Origin of the sequence: Roseivirga sp. UBA838 (assembly GCF_002296035.1) — a bacterium.
Classification (GTDB): domain Bacteria; phylum Bacteroidota; class Bacteroidia; order Cytophagales; family Cyclobacteriaceae; genus Roseivirga; species Roseivirga thermotolerans.
On sequence record NZ_DBHC01000046.1, the window covers coordinates 36,981 to 50,879 of the forward strand.

Sequence of the window (13,899 nt, forward strand, 5' to 3'; positions counted from 1 at the left end):
TCTAGGACATTAATTCATTAAGTTTATCCAGATACTTACTTAAGGCTTCATTATTGTCGAATAAGTCTGATTTAAAATCACTTCCCCATGAAGCCGTACTTATATTATCGGACATTTTTCTTCGAAAGGCGACTCCCATTTTTTGGTCAAAAGTCATTGCTTTTGATTGGGTACTAAGAATTTCAGAAGTCCGAATTATCGCATCCTTCACCTTTTCATATGAAAGATTAAGCGTTTCCAAGAATACTTTTAACCGAGTAATAGGAATTCTATTGATCAAAACTTCATCACGGTAGATCCTCTCTAGTTGTTCTTCAGAAATACCTACTTTTTTGGCAATACTCTGAACTGTCTCGGTTTCAATCTTACCTATCAAAGATCCAAAAGTTGGTTTCTCGGCAAGTCCTACAAGTTGATTAAATATTTGCGACCTTTTACCTTGGTCAATATTTACATCATATTCACTTGATAGAATGAGTTTTGTGTTATCAAAATCATCCTTTTCCAAGAACCTTTTCAATAAAACACTATCAATAATATCATATTTTTTATCAGTGCTCATTGTTCTGCATTTTGTAGTTTAATCATTAAATCAACAAGTTTCTTCTTTGCTCTATGAGCCTTAACCTTCAATTGGTTGTCCTCAATTCCAAGGAAAGAAGCGATTTGCTCATAGCTAAAATTTTGACCTCTTAACAATAGTAGTTCTCTGTCAGAATCATTCAGCCTTTCAAGTGCGTGATTCAGAAGTTCAATTTGAGGACTTGATACTTTAAGGTCTTCGTCATGCATCTGCCCAAACAATTTTTCGCCCTCTTTTTCCAGCCCTTCTAATTCTAGTGGAACAAATTGAATGTGTTCTAAAAGTGCTTTTTGCTTACGGTACAGTTGTCTTAAATTATTTTTAAAAACTTTAAATAGAAAATTCTCAAAATGCCTTTCGGATTCAAAATCATATCCTTTTATCGAATCTAATATTGTCTCGAAAGTCGAATAGATTAGATCCCAACCCTCATCTTCTGAAAAATCCCAATTCGAGACACAGTAGGAAAAAAGCTTATTTGAGTACTTTTCAAATAGTTTTTCAAGACCCTTTCTAGGATTCTCCTTAACTAATTGTATTATTTCTAATTTCTGTTTCGACATTTTTTTCCTTTCATAAATACATATGCATTTAGGTTACATCACTCAATAAGCATGAATCAATTTATGAATTACCAACTACTTTACCGCACACATTTGCCACTCTCCTTCCCTCCTATCCTACATCTCTCACTGCGGCATGGTAATTCCTCATTCGAGAGGAGTGGCAAAAGAGTGCTCGTTCCTACTAAGAAATGATGTGAGTGCCATTGATTGATGAATTAGGCCAAACCCTAAACTATTAATCCCGCCCAAGACCTAAGCTATATTAACATAACGCAGGACATTATATAACAAATCCTTAGTTATTCCTGTAATACGAGCATAGTGAGTATTTAATATAAAACCAGTTATCGCTACGCCAGTACGATAACGTTAGGTTTTATGTTAAGGGAATTACGGCCACGCTTGTTATATAACTCTATATTAGTTTAATCCCGAAGTATCGGGAACCGTACACTCTCGTCTTTCTTTGAAGTTCTTGGTTATCGTTTTAAGCCAGATCAATCCGGGCCGAGACTCAAGTAAGCCCGACCAAGAGATTTATCAGCAAAGTGTATTACTCTATTTTACGTCATCTGCACTATTGGCCAGATTGCTTACAAATATTCAATTCTCGGGCGTTAGAATTTTTTCAATTGAGCCTGACTAATGCTACGCACTTCTCTGCAATTAGTAATTTGCCTGTAAAACACTTGAAGGCCAACCTGCCCGAATGAATTCGCTCAGGCGGGCGCTTTGTTTTGACACAGCTCACCATCAGAACGTCATTCCAGAAGCAGCGCAGCGGATATCCGGAATCTCTTAAAACTCTTAGTAGAGTCTGCATAGCTCATAGGCCATCTATCTTTTAAGAAATCTATCTTTTATCTGTGTTCGCTTAATCACTCAAGCCCTGCCTACCGGCAGGCAGGCGCTGGGCTCATACTTTTCATTGATAAAAAGTATGCAAAATTCTAGACAGAATTAAGCTTCCACCCACGGCCCAACGCATGGGTCGCTATTCTGTCAACCAGCCCGACTGAATGTAGATGAGATTCTACTTAACATAATATATGACTACTGGGTTGGAGGAACTTCTTCCTTTAATTCAGTTTCCTTTGTGAAGAAGTCCAACAACTTTTTAATCACCCAATAGACAAAAAATGCAACTATAAGAACAGCAAATACATGTAGTGCTATTCTTGCTGCAATTCGTAAAATTTTGCCGAGACCTAGAAGAATTAGTGCGCCAACATTGGCAGCAATTCCCCAAGTTCCAATTATTGAGTAATTCTGATAGACATATTCTAAATGATCAATGCTCTGTGCATCTGCTTTACCAGCAAAATATGCGAACACAACACCATTAATTAATATCCAATTTAACAAAGTCAGCTTCTTCTTAGTTGGAGCAACGGCTTTCTTTACATTCCTCCTAATTATCCTACCTAAGAATTTTTCAAATTGATTAATTTTAGACCTAACAAATTCGCTTTGATAGACCCGCTTTACAGCAGGAAGTTCTTTGGCCTGTTCAATGCTATTAACAACAACCTCGTCAAACATTTTCGATCATTTTTTCGAGAGCATAATTCTCAACAAACTCCTTCATTGTATGCTGATTTAAGTTAATTCCATACTCAGGATTCTTGACTGCTGTATCTGTGAATAGCCGATTTGGCTCATGCCAAACTGTGCTTGGAAGTAAGTATTTTGTTGGTTTCTGACCATCTATAAACAAAACCAAGCCGACCCAAAGATCACTTCTCAAACCTCTTTCAAGATCAGATTTGGACACAAAAGCATAGTTTATCTTCTCAATATTGATCTGACGACAGAGAATATCACACTCTGACTCCCCTACCCGATTTATAACCTTAAAATGTGCTCTTTTATGATTTAGATAACTCTGAATAACATGATGATTTTCAGAGAGAGAAAAGACCGTTTTCATGATAGTTTCTGCTAGCTGATCTAGTTTGGATAATGGACGGAGTTGAGACTAGTTGTGTAAACCTAATCAGTTAAATGATGGGTAGAACCGATTATAGATATCTTCTAAAAACCTCACCTCTTCCTTACTCAATCCTTTTTCCTTGGTTCCCTCATGTGCCCAAGAATTTCTTAATGAATTAAACCTTGAGATCCATTTTACACTTTTTGCCTTACTTCCAAGCCCTTCTCCAACATCTATAGAGAATTGATCTTGGAACGTTTCATAATCACCATTACCCTCTGGCTTTCTGGTCCAGTATTTATCTATAATAGATTTGTAATCATTGATTGTGAACATTTCTGTCCATTCAATCTCAGTTCGTCCTAGACCCTCCTTGTAGTTTTTCTCTTTTTCTTCCTCAGCTCTTTCTAAGCATTTCCTTTTAATGCTATTAATTTCTAATTCCCAATCATCTCCAAAGATCTCTTGAATTTTCCGTAGCACTTGGTGCTTCATGAATTTCTCAATCTCTACTCCAAAATGGCGTCCTTTTGCTAATAAGTCTTTATCCTGTCTTTCTTTCCAGATAACTAATTCATTAGTTTCATATTCTGGAAAGACTTTATTTACTAATAGCTGAAAATTTAAAGACCATTTCTTTTCAGCACCAGAACCGTACTTGGAAAGTAACGATTCCTCTTCTTCTGTAGTTAAGGACTTCAGTTGATCTAATAGGGCAATCAAATACTTTGAAATAGTTTCAAACCTTTCTTTGCCAGAAGATTTATAGTCAAGATTCCCTTTGATCGTTTCCCAAGTATTTAAACTTCCTACCAAACTAATGTAGGCATATGAGCCTCTATTAGACATTATTAAAGATCTTTCTCTTTCGAACACTTCTGGGTATTGTTCTTCAACTAGCCCATAGCACAAATTAAGAAATTGTACTGCGATCTTCTCAGTACGCATCATTTCCTTCTTGTGATTTTGATTATGAATATTATAAATAGATCCAGCTGTACTCTCAGGTATATAGTTATTACCTCGTGCCTTTGGTAACAAACCTGAATTTTGAAGACCACTTAAAAAAGCAGACAATTTTAGAATTGCAGAGTCTTCTCCTACTTCTATCTTATTGAATAGTGGACCATTTGGAGATTCAGCTAACTCAATAGTGATTGAGGACCTTAGTGCACTTAATCGTTGATCCGCCTTATCAGAATCCCATAATAAATCTCTTTGAAGTGTTCCTCGCAGACTAGGACTTACTGCTTTTTGGTTTTCATTAATATCAAAAAAAATCTTCAATTGCTCAATTGAATCTAGATCAGTAAAAGCAACAACAGGAATTGTATTACTTTCAGTAAAATTGGTATCTGAATACCCGTATACCCTATGTTGACCATCTATTATATATGCTATGGCATATGCATTTGGAATTTTTAACATCCCAAATCTAGAATTTGAATCACCAGATCTTGATGATGCTTCAAAGATCACTTTATGCTTTCTCTGAGCAAAATTGATAATGATGGAATTTGGAAAATACCCCCCTTCATTTATGAATTTACGTATTCCTTTAAGTCTGTTAGGTACCAATAGTCTTTGATATGTTGGCATTTCTGCTTCATTGGCTCTTGTTCTATGTAATACAAATCCTAACTTAAGAAGTATATGCGGCTCTAATGAGAACATATAATAGTTTTTATTACCCATTGAACCTTCTACAGCAGGAATTTCGATCTTATTAGTATTAATGAGTTGATCCTTAAACATCAATCCAAGAAATTGATATCTCGCGGCTCCTTTATAGTTTTTTATAAGGCTGTTTATATACTCATAAGTATTGTCATTATAGTAAAACGACTTTGTTTTGAGCAATCTCTCAATTTCAATACTTTCTGGATCTATTCTTAAATTTCTTGTAGCATAAATGTATTTGACTTTGAGACCCTTACCAAAAGCCTGGTCAATTGCTTTTCTAAACCCATCAAGCCTTTTTTCTAGTCCTTCAAATTCTGTTTTCAATGAATTGGAAGGTTTTGGTTTTTCACTCGATTTACATTCAATGAGAATTACTGTCTCTTTATCAATAGCGACTACATCTATTTGTTTCTTATCCTCCGGTTCTTTGCCATACGGCAATTTAAATGTATCATCATAGTTCAAGTATCGATATCCAAGATCATAGAATTGACACCAAACACCGTCCTCAAATTTTTTGTGATGGGTTTTGGGCTTCCGGACCCTTGTTTTTGTCTTGAGAATTTTCTCAACCTCCCACCCATCATTTAAGTAACCATCTACAAGATTATGATCTACACTTATGGATATAAATGCACTTTTCTTGGCTTTGTAAATCTTACCCAGCTGTGAAATATCATCAGATAGTTTATCTTTTATTTGATCAATTTCTATTTGTTTCAATAAAGTCATTCTCTATATTGGTGAATAAGTATTCTTCATATCTACCTCTTTGTGCCATGCGCCCTCCGATCAAACTTGCCCTTGTTAAAGTCATAGGTGCATTATGATGAAAAATGGCTTGTATATCGTGATGGGCAGCATTAGTCAAGATATAATATGCACCTACCTCAATAATCTGTTGTATGAATCTCGACAATCCTCTTTGATCTTCTTCCGAAAATAGGTGTTCATTGTATTTTATGAAGCCATTATTATTATGTGTAATAGTATAAGGTGGATCTAGGAATACTAGATCTCCTTCTTGAATATTATTTGAAAAATCATAAAAAGGTCCAGCCTCTAAGTGTACACCTTGCAGTTTAATTGAAGACTCTCTCAACAATTCTGCTTGTATGAAATCTTTAGTTCTTCGACCGTATGGAACATTATATATACCATTAAGATTTACTCTGTAAATCCCGTTGAATGATGTTTGATTTAGATAAATGAACTGAGCAGCTTTTTCAATTGGGTCATCGAATTGAATAGGTCTTAGTTGGTAGTAAAATTCTTCGCTATTTGTATAAGTATTTAGATGATTAATGACATCCTCAACATTGTCTCTTATCTGTATGTAAGTATTAATTAAGGCTTCATTTAAATCTGACAAGAAAACCTGATTGGTATGATTTAGATGGAAAAAGATTGACCCACCACCAAGAAATAACTCGTGGTAGTTGTTGTAATCATTTAATCCAACGATTGAATCAATGTGTTTTACTAGCCAATTTTTTCCGCCAGCCCATCTTAAAAATGGCTTCATTTAATATGCTTGGGTTATCTAAATATTAAAAAACTACAATTTAAGAACATAAATGAAAAATACAGAACTGTTTTATATATTCCGCACACATTTGCCATTCCCACTTCCCTCCCTCTCGCCAAAGAGATCAAAAGAGTGCTCATGACTGCTCCAAAGGATGAAAAAGGGCCTCCCCTCAATCCCTAAGCTACATTAACATAACGCAGGACATTATATAACAATCATAGTGTTTTGCGGCCACGCAGTGGTTTACATAAAATCAGTTATCGACTCCAGTACAATAACGTCAGATTTTATGTCAAAGGAATGATGATTATGAGTGATCCACGATTACTCTGCAAATATCTGCCGAAAGTCTCAGGCAAAATATCGCTCTATTTTCATGTATTTGGCACCAACAAACTGCTGTTCATTCGCTTATTTTGCTAAAAAGTCAAAATCAGCTCATTGACCATGAGGCGAAAAATCCCTGAATCAACGCTACCCAAACTCAATCGCTCGCAAATGATTACTCCCGAAGGCATGGAAAAACTAAGGGAGGAACATGATCATTTGTGGCGCGTGGAACGCCCGGACGTTACCGCTAAGGTGTCGTGGGCCGCCAGCCTGGGAGACCGTTCAGAAAATGCCGATTACCACTACAACAAAAAACGGCTAAGAGAAATTGATAGTCGTCTTCGTTATTTAAGGAAGTGTATCGATGACTTTAAAGTCATAAACTACCACCCCAACCAGGAAGGAAAAGTAAATTTTGGCGCCTGGGTAGAAATCAAAAACGAAGCAAAAGGCCTCCGTAATCGCTTCCGGATTGTAGGTTATGAAGAGCTTATTGGCAATAAAAATTATATCTCTATGGACTCCCCCATGGCCAAAGCATTACTTGGTAAACAAGTAGGTGACGAAGCCATTGTTACGACCAAGTTGGGTGATTTTGTTTGGAAAATCATGAGTATCGAGTACGAGAAGTAGGATAATTCATTTAGGAACTGTACATCATCAAATAGTGGCCCAGCTCACCATCAGTACGTCATTCCGGAAGTAGCGCAGCGGATATCCGGAATCTCTTTTTTGCCCACGGGGTTATTGGTCTTTTGTCTGTGTTTGCTTGAACGAGCTAGTAAAGTTAGACCCCTCATTAAATGAAATCTATTATTTGAACTATGGCGAAAGGGCCGAGAGGTCGACTGCTGGCTCTGAATGGAAAGTGTACGCGGCTCAATAAAGCCTTAATTTATAGAGCACCTCCCGTGATTTAAGGCTTTACCCATGTTAAGAAAGGACTGACCTTGACATCGACCCCACTTCACTTGAAGTGTTGATTATGAGTTAATTAGGTATTGTTGATTGAGTGGGCTTGTTCGTTTTATACTTATCGGTGTGATTTTCAGGCCCTTGCTGCGAATAATTGAGTAAAGGGTTATGAAAAAAATCACTCAGGAAAAATGTTAAGAAAAACAAAAGCACGTGGGCTAATTGGAATCTGTATCACTTGGCTGATGTTGGCGAGCAATGGCAATGCTCAACAAGCGAGAGACTCTCTTCAAACGGCCGGGGCTTTGGATATCATTGTTCAACAGGCTCTTAGTTTGATACACTCTGAAGCACCGGAGTTTTTCCCTTTTCAAAGTTCTACCCCAACCTCAAAAGAGTTGGAAGACATTGGCTTTGAACAGGTATATGCCAACCACCTGATTCAAATGACCATGAGGGATGGAAACAAGCTGCAGGCCTATCATTATACCTCAGAAAGTAACTACACCTTTCTATTACTCCATGCGGCTCTCTCTACGGGTTATCTGTACAACAAAACGGCAGGCCTGTTGCGTGAGGCCACCGGTGCTGAGGTAATAGCCCTGGATTTTAGAGGCCATGGCAATTCCGAAGGTATTAAAGGAGATGTGAGTTATGTGGAGCAGTATGTGGACGACCTGGCCGATGTAGTGGCCTTTTTAATGAAGCAAAAACCAAGTCGCAAGATTATTCTGGCAGGACATTCCATGGGCGGTGGAATAGCTCTTCGCTATGCCATGAAGAAGAACGTACCCGAAGTAGGCGGCTATGTTTTATTTGCCCCTCTGTTGGGTGAAAACTCCCCTACTTCTGTGCCATCTTCTGACACCCCCGATAGTTCTCAAATGCTAAAAGCACATTCCAGGAGGATTCTGGGAATAAAAATACTGAACCTGCTCCAAGAACATAGATATGATAGTTTGCCGGTGCTATATTTTAATCTGCCGGAGCAGTTCCCCTTTCGTCATTATACCTACAGGGCATTTGAAAGCATGGCTCCCAATGATTACCGTGAGGGCTTAAGGGCTGTAAACCAACCTCTGCTGGTTTTAGCGGGAGGTAAAGACGAAGTATTCCGGGCTTCGGCTTACCCGGTTGCTGTTTCAGAATTTAGCAATGGTGAGGCAGTAGTGTTAGAAGGGCTTTCACATGGAGGTATACGCCACAGCAAAAAAGCCATGAGCATTGTTTCTTCCTGGTTTAATCGGCACTTTCAATAGAGTATTTTTTAGTGAAAGCATTTAACCATAGCGAAAAACAGTTTTTCCAACTTTTGGAGCAGCACAAAGGCATTGTTATAAAAGTGGCCAACGCCTACTCTAACACAGAGAACGATAGAGACGACCTCATTCAGGAAGTAAGCTATAACCTTTGGAAATCGTGGCCCAACTATAACCCAAAGTATAAACCCTCTACCTGGGTATATACCATTGCTCTTAATGTATCCATCTCCTTTTACCGAAAACACAGCAAACGGGTGCAAATGTACAGAGCCATTGAAGAGGTTGAATTAGAGTTAATTGAAGCTGAAGAACTGGACCGGACTGAGGAAGTCCGCAAGCTTCTCTATAGGTTCATTGGGCGCCTGCGTCCGCTAGATCGGGCATTAATGTTACTCTATTTGGATGAACAGACTTATGACGATATGGCTGCTGCATTGGGCATTAGTAAAACTAATGTGGCAACAAAGATTTCTAGGATAAAGAAGGTATTGAAGCAACAATTTGAACGTGAAGAAAGAGGGTTATGATAGAAGATAAATTGCATAGTGCATGGAAAGCCCAGAATTCTGATGACCTGGTGCTAAGGATTTTTAAGGAAGTAAAGCATCAAAAGGCCGAACGGGTAATCGACCGAACCAAGTTGAATACATGGCTCTTTTTGTTCTATAACCTGGTAATGCTGGGGTGGTCAACCATGGTTTTATGGAGTCAAAAACAGGTTATAGCGGTTGTTATGGGTGCAGTACTTTTATGGCTGCTTAGTGGTTGGGTTGCGTTCCTGAACATAAAACAACTCCAGGGTATGTATAGCCTAAATGTGGCTTTGCCCATAGCAAAGTATCAGAAGAAGATTGAAAGGCTAAAGCTGGAAAGAATTCGGCACAATCGGCTAATTTTCTACAGTTGTATAGTCTATTTCTGGTCGTTGATTATCACCCTTTTTCAATGGGATATTGCCAATGCTCTTGTAAACACCTGGCAGAAGAGTCCTCTCACGGTATGGGCTCATGTGTTCTTGTTGGTGAGCTGGTTTCCTTTCGCCCATTGGTTGCTAAGCAAGTATGACAAACCGGGCAATGGTGTCATGTGGCAAAAGCTCGCCAAACAGTCATTTCTTACAGATTTATCTATCAATTTTTCTTTAAACAAAGTACTTAATCATCTTCAGGAACTCGAAACGTTTGAAAACAACGAATCCTGACATCAACCATCGACAGAGCATGCATTCTCAAAAACTCAATAAAATCAGAACCTATTTACTGCAGTTTATTTATCTGGCTACGGCCGTAAGTGTTGGTTTTCAGGCATGGAGGGAAATTCTTATGCCCGAAGGCACCTGGGATCCGATCTATGGAGTTACATACAGTGTTTGGGCTGCTTATGCCCTACTCATGTTGCTTGGCATTAGGTATCCATATAAACTGCTTCCGCTTATGGTGCTTCAGTTCTTATATAAACTTATTTGGGTAGTGGGTATTTATTACCCTTTGTACACGAGTGGTAAGCCTGCCGGTGAGGAGCTTTTTCTATCCTGGAGGATTGCAATACTGGTTGAGCTGATAGTTATTCCCTGGGGGCACTTTTATACAAGCTACATAAAGGGCTTTTTAAAGAAAAGCGCTATAAAAACTCAGACCTCAGGTTGAGCGAAATGCTTTAGCCAACCCTGGCAATGCTCACCAATTCAGATAGTTCTATTCTGTATTTGCCAAATCGGGTACCACCTACAACGGTAAGTGCAGGAGGCAATTGGGGTACCGTAACAGCGCCATAGTCTTTGGCTTCAATGGCGCTAAGGTCCTTACTCATCAGTTTTACCTGAATAATATCTCCGTTGGTTTTAACAAGCTCCAGTGTAGCCCCAGAGGTATGGCATCTATGGCCGATTGTGCTTCTTGCCGGGTCATACGTTTTTTAGGTATAACAAGTCTTAAGCCATTGTGTTTCGGGAAGGTCATAAACCATGAACAATGAATTATAAACCAAAAACCAATTGCATTAAAAAAGGGTCGGAAAAATCCCAACCCTGCAAGTATCGGCAAATCAGTAGGGTTTAGCGAAGTACTTTCACCTGAACGGCTACCAGTCCTTTAGGACCTTGTTCTACCTCAAAGCTTACTTTGTCGCCTTCCTGAATGGTTTCTTTGGTGCTATTGATGTGTACAAAGTAGCGGGTTTTGGTTCCATCCTGATCGATGAATCCGTAGCCTTTGGCATGATTAAAAAAGGCTACACGACCTCTGCGTTCGGCAGTCAGGTCTTCTTTTTCCTTTTTAGGAATACCTATTTCAATATCCGAAGCCTTTACCTTGTTTGGTTTTGCGTTCGGATCTGGTGGGGTGTCTGTAATGTTTCCATTTTCGTCCAGATAAGCCATCATGCTATCCAGACTACCATCAGAAGAATTGGCTTTGCGTTCTTCGCGTCTTGCCTGCTTTTCTTTCTTCTTCTGAAGTTTCTTTTTTTCTCTTTCTTTTTTGTTGAATGTGGTTTGTGATCGGGCCATAAATTAATTTAGAAATGAATATAAAGTATTGAAAACCACTCGATAGCCCATCACAGGTACACCATCGAGTGGTATAAAGTTTAGTGCTTAAGCTACTACTCTTACTTTCACGGCATTGATACCTTTCTTACCGCGCTCAGTTTCGAATTCTACCTCGTCATTCTCACGGATGTCTTCAGTAAGACCTGACTGGTGAACGAAAATGTCGTTTCCTCCATCGGCAGGCACAATAAAGCCAAAACCTTTAGAGAAGTTGAAAAATTTAACTGTTCCTTTTTGCATTGTATTAAACATTAATGAATTACTATTTCCCGGAGCTGTACTAAATGGTTTTAGACGTACAACCCAAGGCTTGCCCTTTCAGGCATTTTAATCAAGAAATAAGTGGGGCAAAATTTTTATTGAATCAGGTGGGATTAAATAAAGAAAAGCTACTCCTGCTATTTCTTATGGCAAAGGTGGGGTTAATTAATGGCATTTCCTATTCTGCCATCAAAATACAAGATAATTTAACTGAAGGCCGCCCATGCAAACTGCCCCACAGGCAAGATTTGCACAGGCAACCCCGGTCTGATTGTTCTACCAGCCCAAATAATAGTCTTTGTCGAGCCAGTATGGCCAGCCTAATCCAAAGTGTTCTTGCAGCATATTTTCGGCCACGCAAAATGCACCTTCTACCCAACCTTGCTGATCGGAGTATGCTTCTCCGCAAACATGAATGTTTTCGCCCGAAATGGGTTTGCGCATGTAGGGCATTACACGGTTCACTTTAAAACCGGCTTTCCAGGCGTGGTAGCCCGCCCCGAAGGGATCGTCTGTCCAGTCTTTGAAATAGGTAATGTACGGATCGGGAATTTCTACGCTGTCACCGTGCAACTCTCTCAGCTGATTCATTAGCTCGTTCACCATAAACTGGCTGGCCTGTACATCGTTGAGGCTCTTTACTTCTTCGGCTCCAACCGACTGGGTAGGTTTTACTTCAAACAACAGCTCATCGTCTGAAAGAGCCTTCCAGAAAGTTTCGGTTTCCATGTCGCCATAGCTACCCAATAGCATAGAGTGCTGGTTGTTGGGATCGGTACCGAAGTAGTAACATTGTCGCATTGGCAGATCGGTAATGGAATGCCCTGAATCGATGCCCAACTCCTTCCACCAGGGCCGTTCAAAGCCCATCAGAATCTTAAAAGAAGGCTCTTTAATCACCGATCGCATGTTGTTGTTTACACTGTCATCGCTAAAGAAGAAGTTTTGCTGATTGAGCAGCTCCAACGACTTTCTGGGCATAGCCAGAATAATGGAGTTGGCATATACCTGCCATTTTTCATTACTCTTTAAATTCAGAAAGGTCAGCTGGTACCTGCCCTTGGACTGCTCATCGTTTTTACCAAAGTCAAGAAGTTGGTTTTCGCTCCAAATGCAGGCTCCGGAGTATTCCATATACTGATTGGCCAGGGCGTAGGCAATACTGTCGTAACCCTCTTCAATGGTTTTATAGGTTGGGTTTTGCGAAAAATCTCCAACCATATAGGGAAATGCCTCGGCAGAGTTCCAGTTGATGGTGTTGGAATAGTAGCCTCCGGCATTGGCCAAAAACAGATATCCTTCTTGTGATACCTGGTCTTTAATGAGGTTCCAAAAACCTATGTCGTTTACTTTTCGGGCATGATAAGGCGAGCCCGGGAAGTTATAGGTGAGCATGGGTTTTACCTCGTCCCAATCCCGACTGGTAAGCATAAATGTGTAGTCGTAGCTGCCGGCCTCATGACTTACTTTACTTCCATAGTTGGTTTTGAACCACGGGTCGGCCATTAATACATCGTAAATGATTTTATTAAAGAGCTGATCGGCACTGTAGCCAATATCGTCCTGGTTAAGGAAGTAACGGGTAGTAAGTTTTTTATTCTGCTTTTGGGCCACCTCCCATGCATCTTGCTTAAAATGCTCTTTGCGTAAATACATAAGTAGCTTGGAAGTATTGCCCATAGGAAACGGCACCGGTGTCATTTTATCCTTAAGTACCGGAGTTCGTTTGTTCAGATCCGGCTCAGTGAGTGGGTAACCTTCTATGAGCGTAGTCACTATTTCTTGCGAAGTAAGGTATCTCATGCCTCCTAGTTCGCCCCAAAAATTCATACCCGGCATAATAACCGACTCCAACCTTCCTCCCAGCTTGGTGTTCATGTCGAATATTTGTACCTGGCTTCCGTTGTATTTCTTTTCGTCCAACAGGCGGTAGGCACTGTAGAGGCCTGAGGTTCCGGCTCCTACTATGGCAACTTCAACCTGAAGTCCGTCTTTAAAACCGGAGTTGAGTGGTGTGTTTTTGTTCATAATGTAAAGTTGTTTTGTATGTTACTTTAATGCTTTGAAGAATTGGTCGCCCATTTTAAAAGGACTTAAATCGATTGAAGTATGACCATCGAGACTTAGATCTACCAGAACTTTTCCTAAGTATGGTGTAAACTTTGCGGCCCAGCCTGTGGCATAAATCACCACATTCTTATAGTTATCTACATAATTTGGTGCAAAATCTATAATGAGTTCCTTGTTCGGTATTTTGCTCAGGGCCACCAGACAAGTAGAAGTAAAA

At 39.5% G+C, this 13,899-nt stretch carries 15 protein-coding genes and 1 pseudogene; 5 read left to right on the forward strand and 11 right to left on the reverse strand.

From position 1 onward, the window contains the following. Nucleotide 1: 1 nt before the first annotated feature. From B3O12_RS16950 to B3O12_RS16975, 6 genes are all read right to left on the reverse strand, one after another. Nucleotides 2-562, reverse strand: a complete 561-nt coding sequence (locus B3O12_RS16950; RefSeq protein WP_286757172.1) for a hypothetical protein — start codon at nt 560-562, stop codon at nt 2-4. After that, complete coding sequence (locus B3O12_RS16955) at nt 559-1,146, reverse strand: RNA polymerase sigma factor (protein WP_286757173.1); 588 nt, start codon at nt 1,144-1,146, stop codon at nt 559-561. Before B3O12_RS16955 ends, B3O12_RS16950 begins: the two co-directional genes overlap by 4 nt. A gap of 1,056 nt (nt 1,147-2,202) precedes the next feature. Then, nucleotides 2,203-2,691, reverse strand: coding sequence for a hypothetical protein (locus tag B3O12_RS16960; protein ID WP_286757174.1), 489 nt, complete (start codon nt 2,689-2,691; stop codon nt 2,203-2,205). After that, nucleotides 2,684-3,079, reverse strand: coding sequence for a hypothetical protein (locus tag B3O12_RS16965; RefSeq protein WP_286757175.1), 396 nt, complete (start codon nt 3,077-3,079; stop codon nt 2,684-2,686). Before B3O12_RS16965 ends, B3O12_RS16960 begins: the two co-directional genes overlap by 8 nt. A 66-nt stretch (nt 3,080-3,145) precedes the next feature. Next, nucleotides 3,146-5,497 (reverse strand): DGQHR domain-containing protein, encoded by a 2,352-nt coding sequence (locus tag B3O12_RS16970; protein ID WP_286757176.1) that lies wholly within the window; start codon nt 5,495-5,497, stop codon nt 3,146-3,148. Continuing rightward, nucleotides 5,469-6,290: a DNA adenine methylase gene (locus B3O12_RS16975; RefSeq protein WP_286757177.1), complete on the reverse strand. Its 822-nt coding sequence runs from the start codon at nt 6,288-6,290 to the stop codon at nt 5,469-5,471. The genes B3O12_RS16970 and B3O12_RS16975 overlap by 29 nt, the downstream gene beginning before the upstream one ends. Nucleotides 6,291-6,743: 453 nt before the next feature. On the opposite strand from B3O12_RS16975, the gene greB reads away from it, so the two are divergent. The 5 genes from greB to B3O12_RS17000 all read left to right on the forward strand — a co-directional run bounded on the left by greB (nt 6,744) and on the right by B3O12_RS17000 (nt 10,449). After that, complete coding sequence (gene greB / locus B3O12_RS16980) at nt 6,744-7,259, forward strand: transcription elongation factor GreB (RefSeq protein WP_286757178.1); 516 nt, start codon at nt 6,744-6,746, stop codon at nt 7,257-7,259. A gap of 473 nt (nt 7,260-7,732) precedes the next feature. Further along, the gene (locus B3O12_RS16985; RefSeq protein ID WP_286757179.1) at nt 7,733-8,800 is read left to right on the forward strand and encodes an alpha/beta hydrolase; all 1,068 of its coding nucleotides are present in this window, start codon (nt 7,733-7,735) and stop codon (nt 8,798-8,800) included. Between the two features lie 11 nt (nt 8,801-8,811). Continuing rightward, the gene (locus tag B3O12_RS16990; RefSeq protein ID WP_286748317.1) at nt 8,812-9,330 is read left to right on the forward strand and encodes an RNA polymerase sigma factor; all 519 of its coding nucleotides are present in this window, start codon (nt 8,812-8,814) and stop codon (nt 9,328-9,330) included. Continuing rightward, complete coding sequence (locus tag B3O12_RS16995; RefSeq protein ID WP_286757180.1) at nt 9,327-10,004, forward strand: hypothetical protein; 678 nt, start codon at nt 9,327-9,329, stop codon at nt 10,002-10,004. The genes B3O12_RS16990 and B3O12_RS16995 overlap by 4 nt, the downstream gene beginning before the upstream one ends. 19 nt (nt 10,005-10,023) lie before the next feature. Further along, nucleotides 10,024-10,449, forward strand: a complete 426-nt coding sequence (locus tag B3O12_RS17000) for a hypothetical protein (RefSeq protein ID WP_286757181.1) — start codon at nt 10,024-10,026, stop codon at nt 10,447-10,449. 10 nt (nt 10,450-10,459) lie between these two features. Here the strand turns inward: B3O12_RS17000 and B3O12_RS17005 are convergent, their stop codons facing one another. The 5 genes and pseudogenes from B3O12_RS17005 to B3O12_RS17025 form a co-directional block, all read right to left on the reverse strand. Continuing rightward, the gene (locus B3O12_RS17005; protein WP_286757182.1) at nt 10,460-10,612 is read right to left on the reverse strand and encodes a hypothetical protein; all 153 of its coding nucleotides are present in this window, start codon (nt 10,610-10,612) and stop codon (nt 10,460-10,462) included. 244 nt (nt 10,613-10,856) lie between these two features. Continuing rightward, nucleotides 10,857-11,309, reverse strand: coding sequence for a cold-shock protein (locus B3O12_RS17010; RefSeq protein ID WP_189631292.1), 453 nt, complete (start codon nt 11,307-11,309; stop codon nt 10,857-10,859). Nucleotides 11,310-11,396: 87 nt separating this feature from the next. Then, a complete protein-coding gene (locus B3O12_RS17015) occupies nt 11,397-11,591 on the reverse strand; it encodes a cold-shock protein (RefSeq protein WP_189631291.1) in 195 nt (64 codons plus the stop codon). Between the two features lie 297 nt (nt 11,592-11,888). After that, the gene (locus tag B3O12_RS17020) at nt 11,889-13,640 is read right to left on the reverse strand and encodes a flavin monoamine oxidase family protein (protein ID WP_286757184.1); all 1,752 of its coding nucleotides are present in this window, start codon (nt 13,638-13,640) and stop codon (nt 11,889-11,891) included. A gap of 21 nt (nt 13,641-13,661) precedes the next feature. Beyond that, nucleotides 13,662-13,899 (reverse strand): annotated as a pseudogene (locus B3O12_RS17025) (FAD-dependent oxidoreductase); the annotation flags it as partial.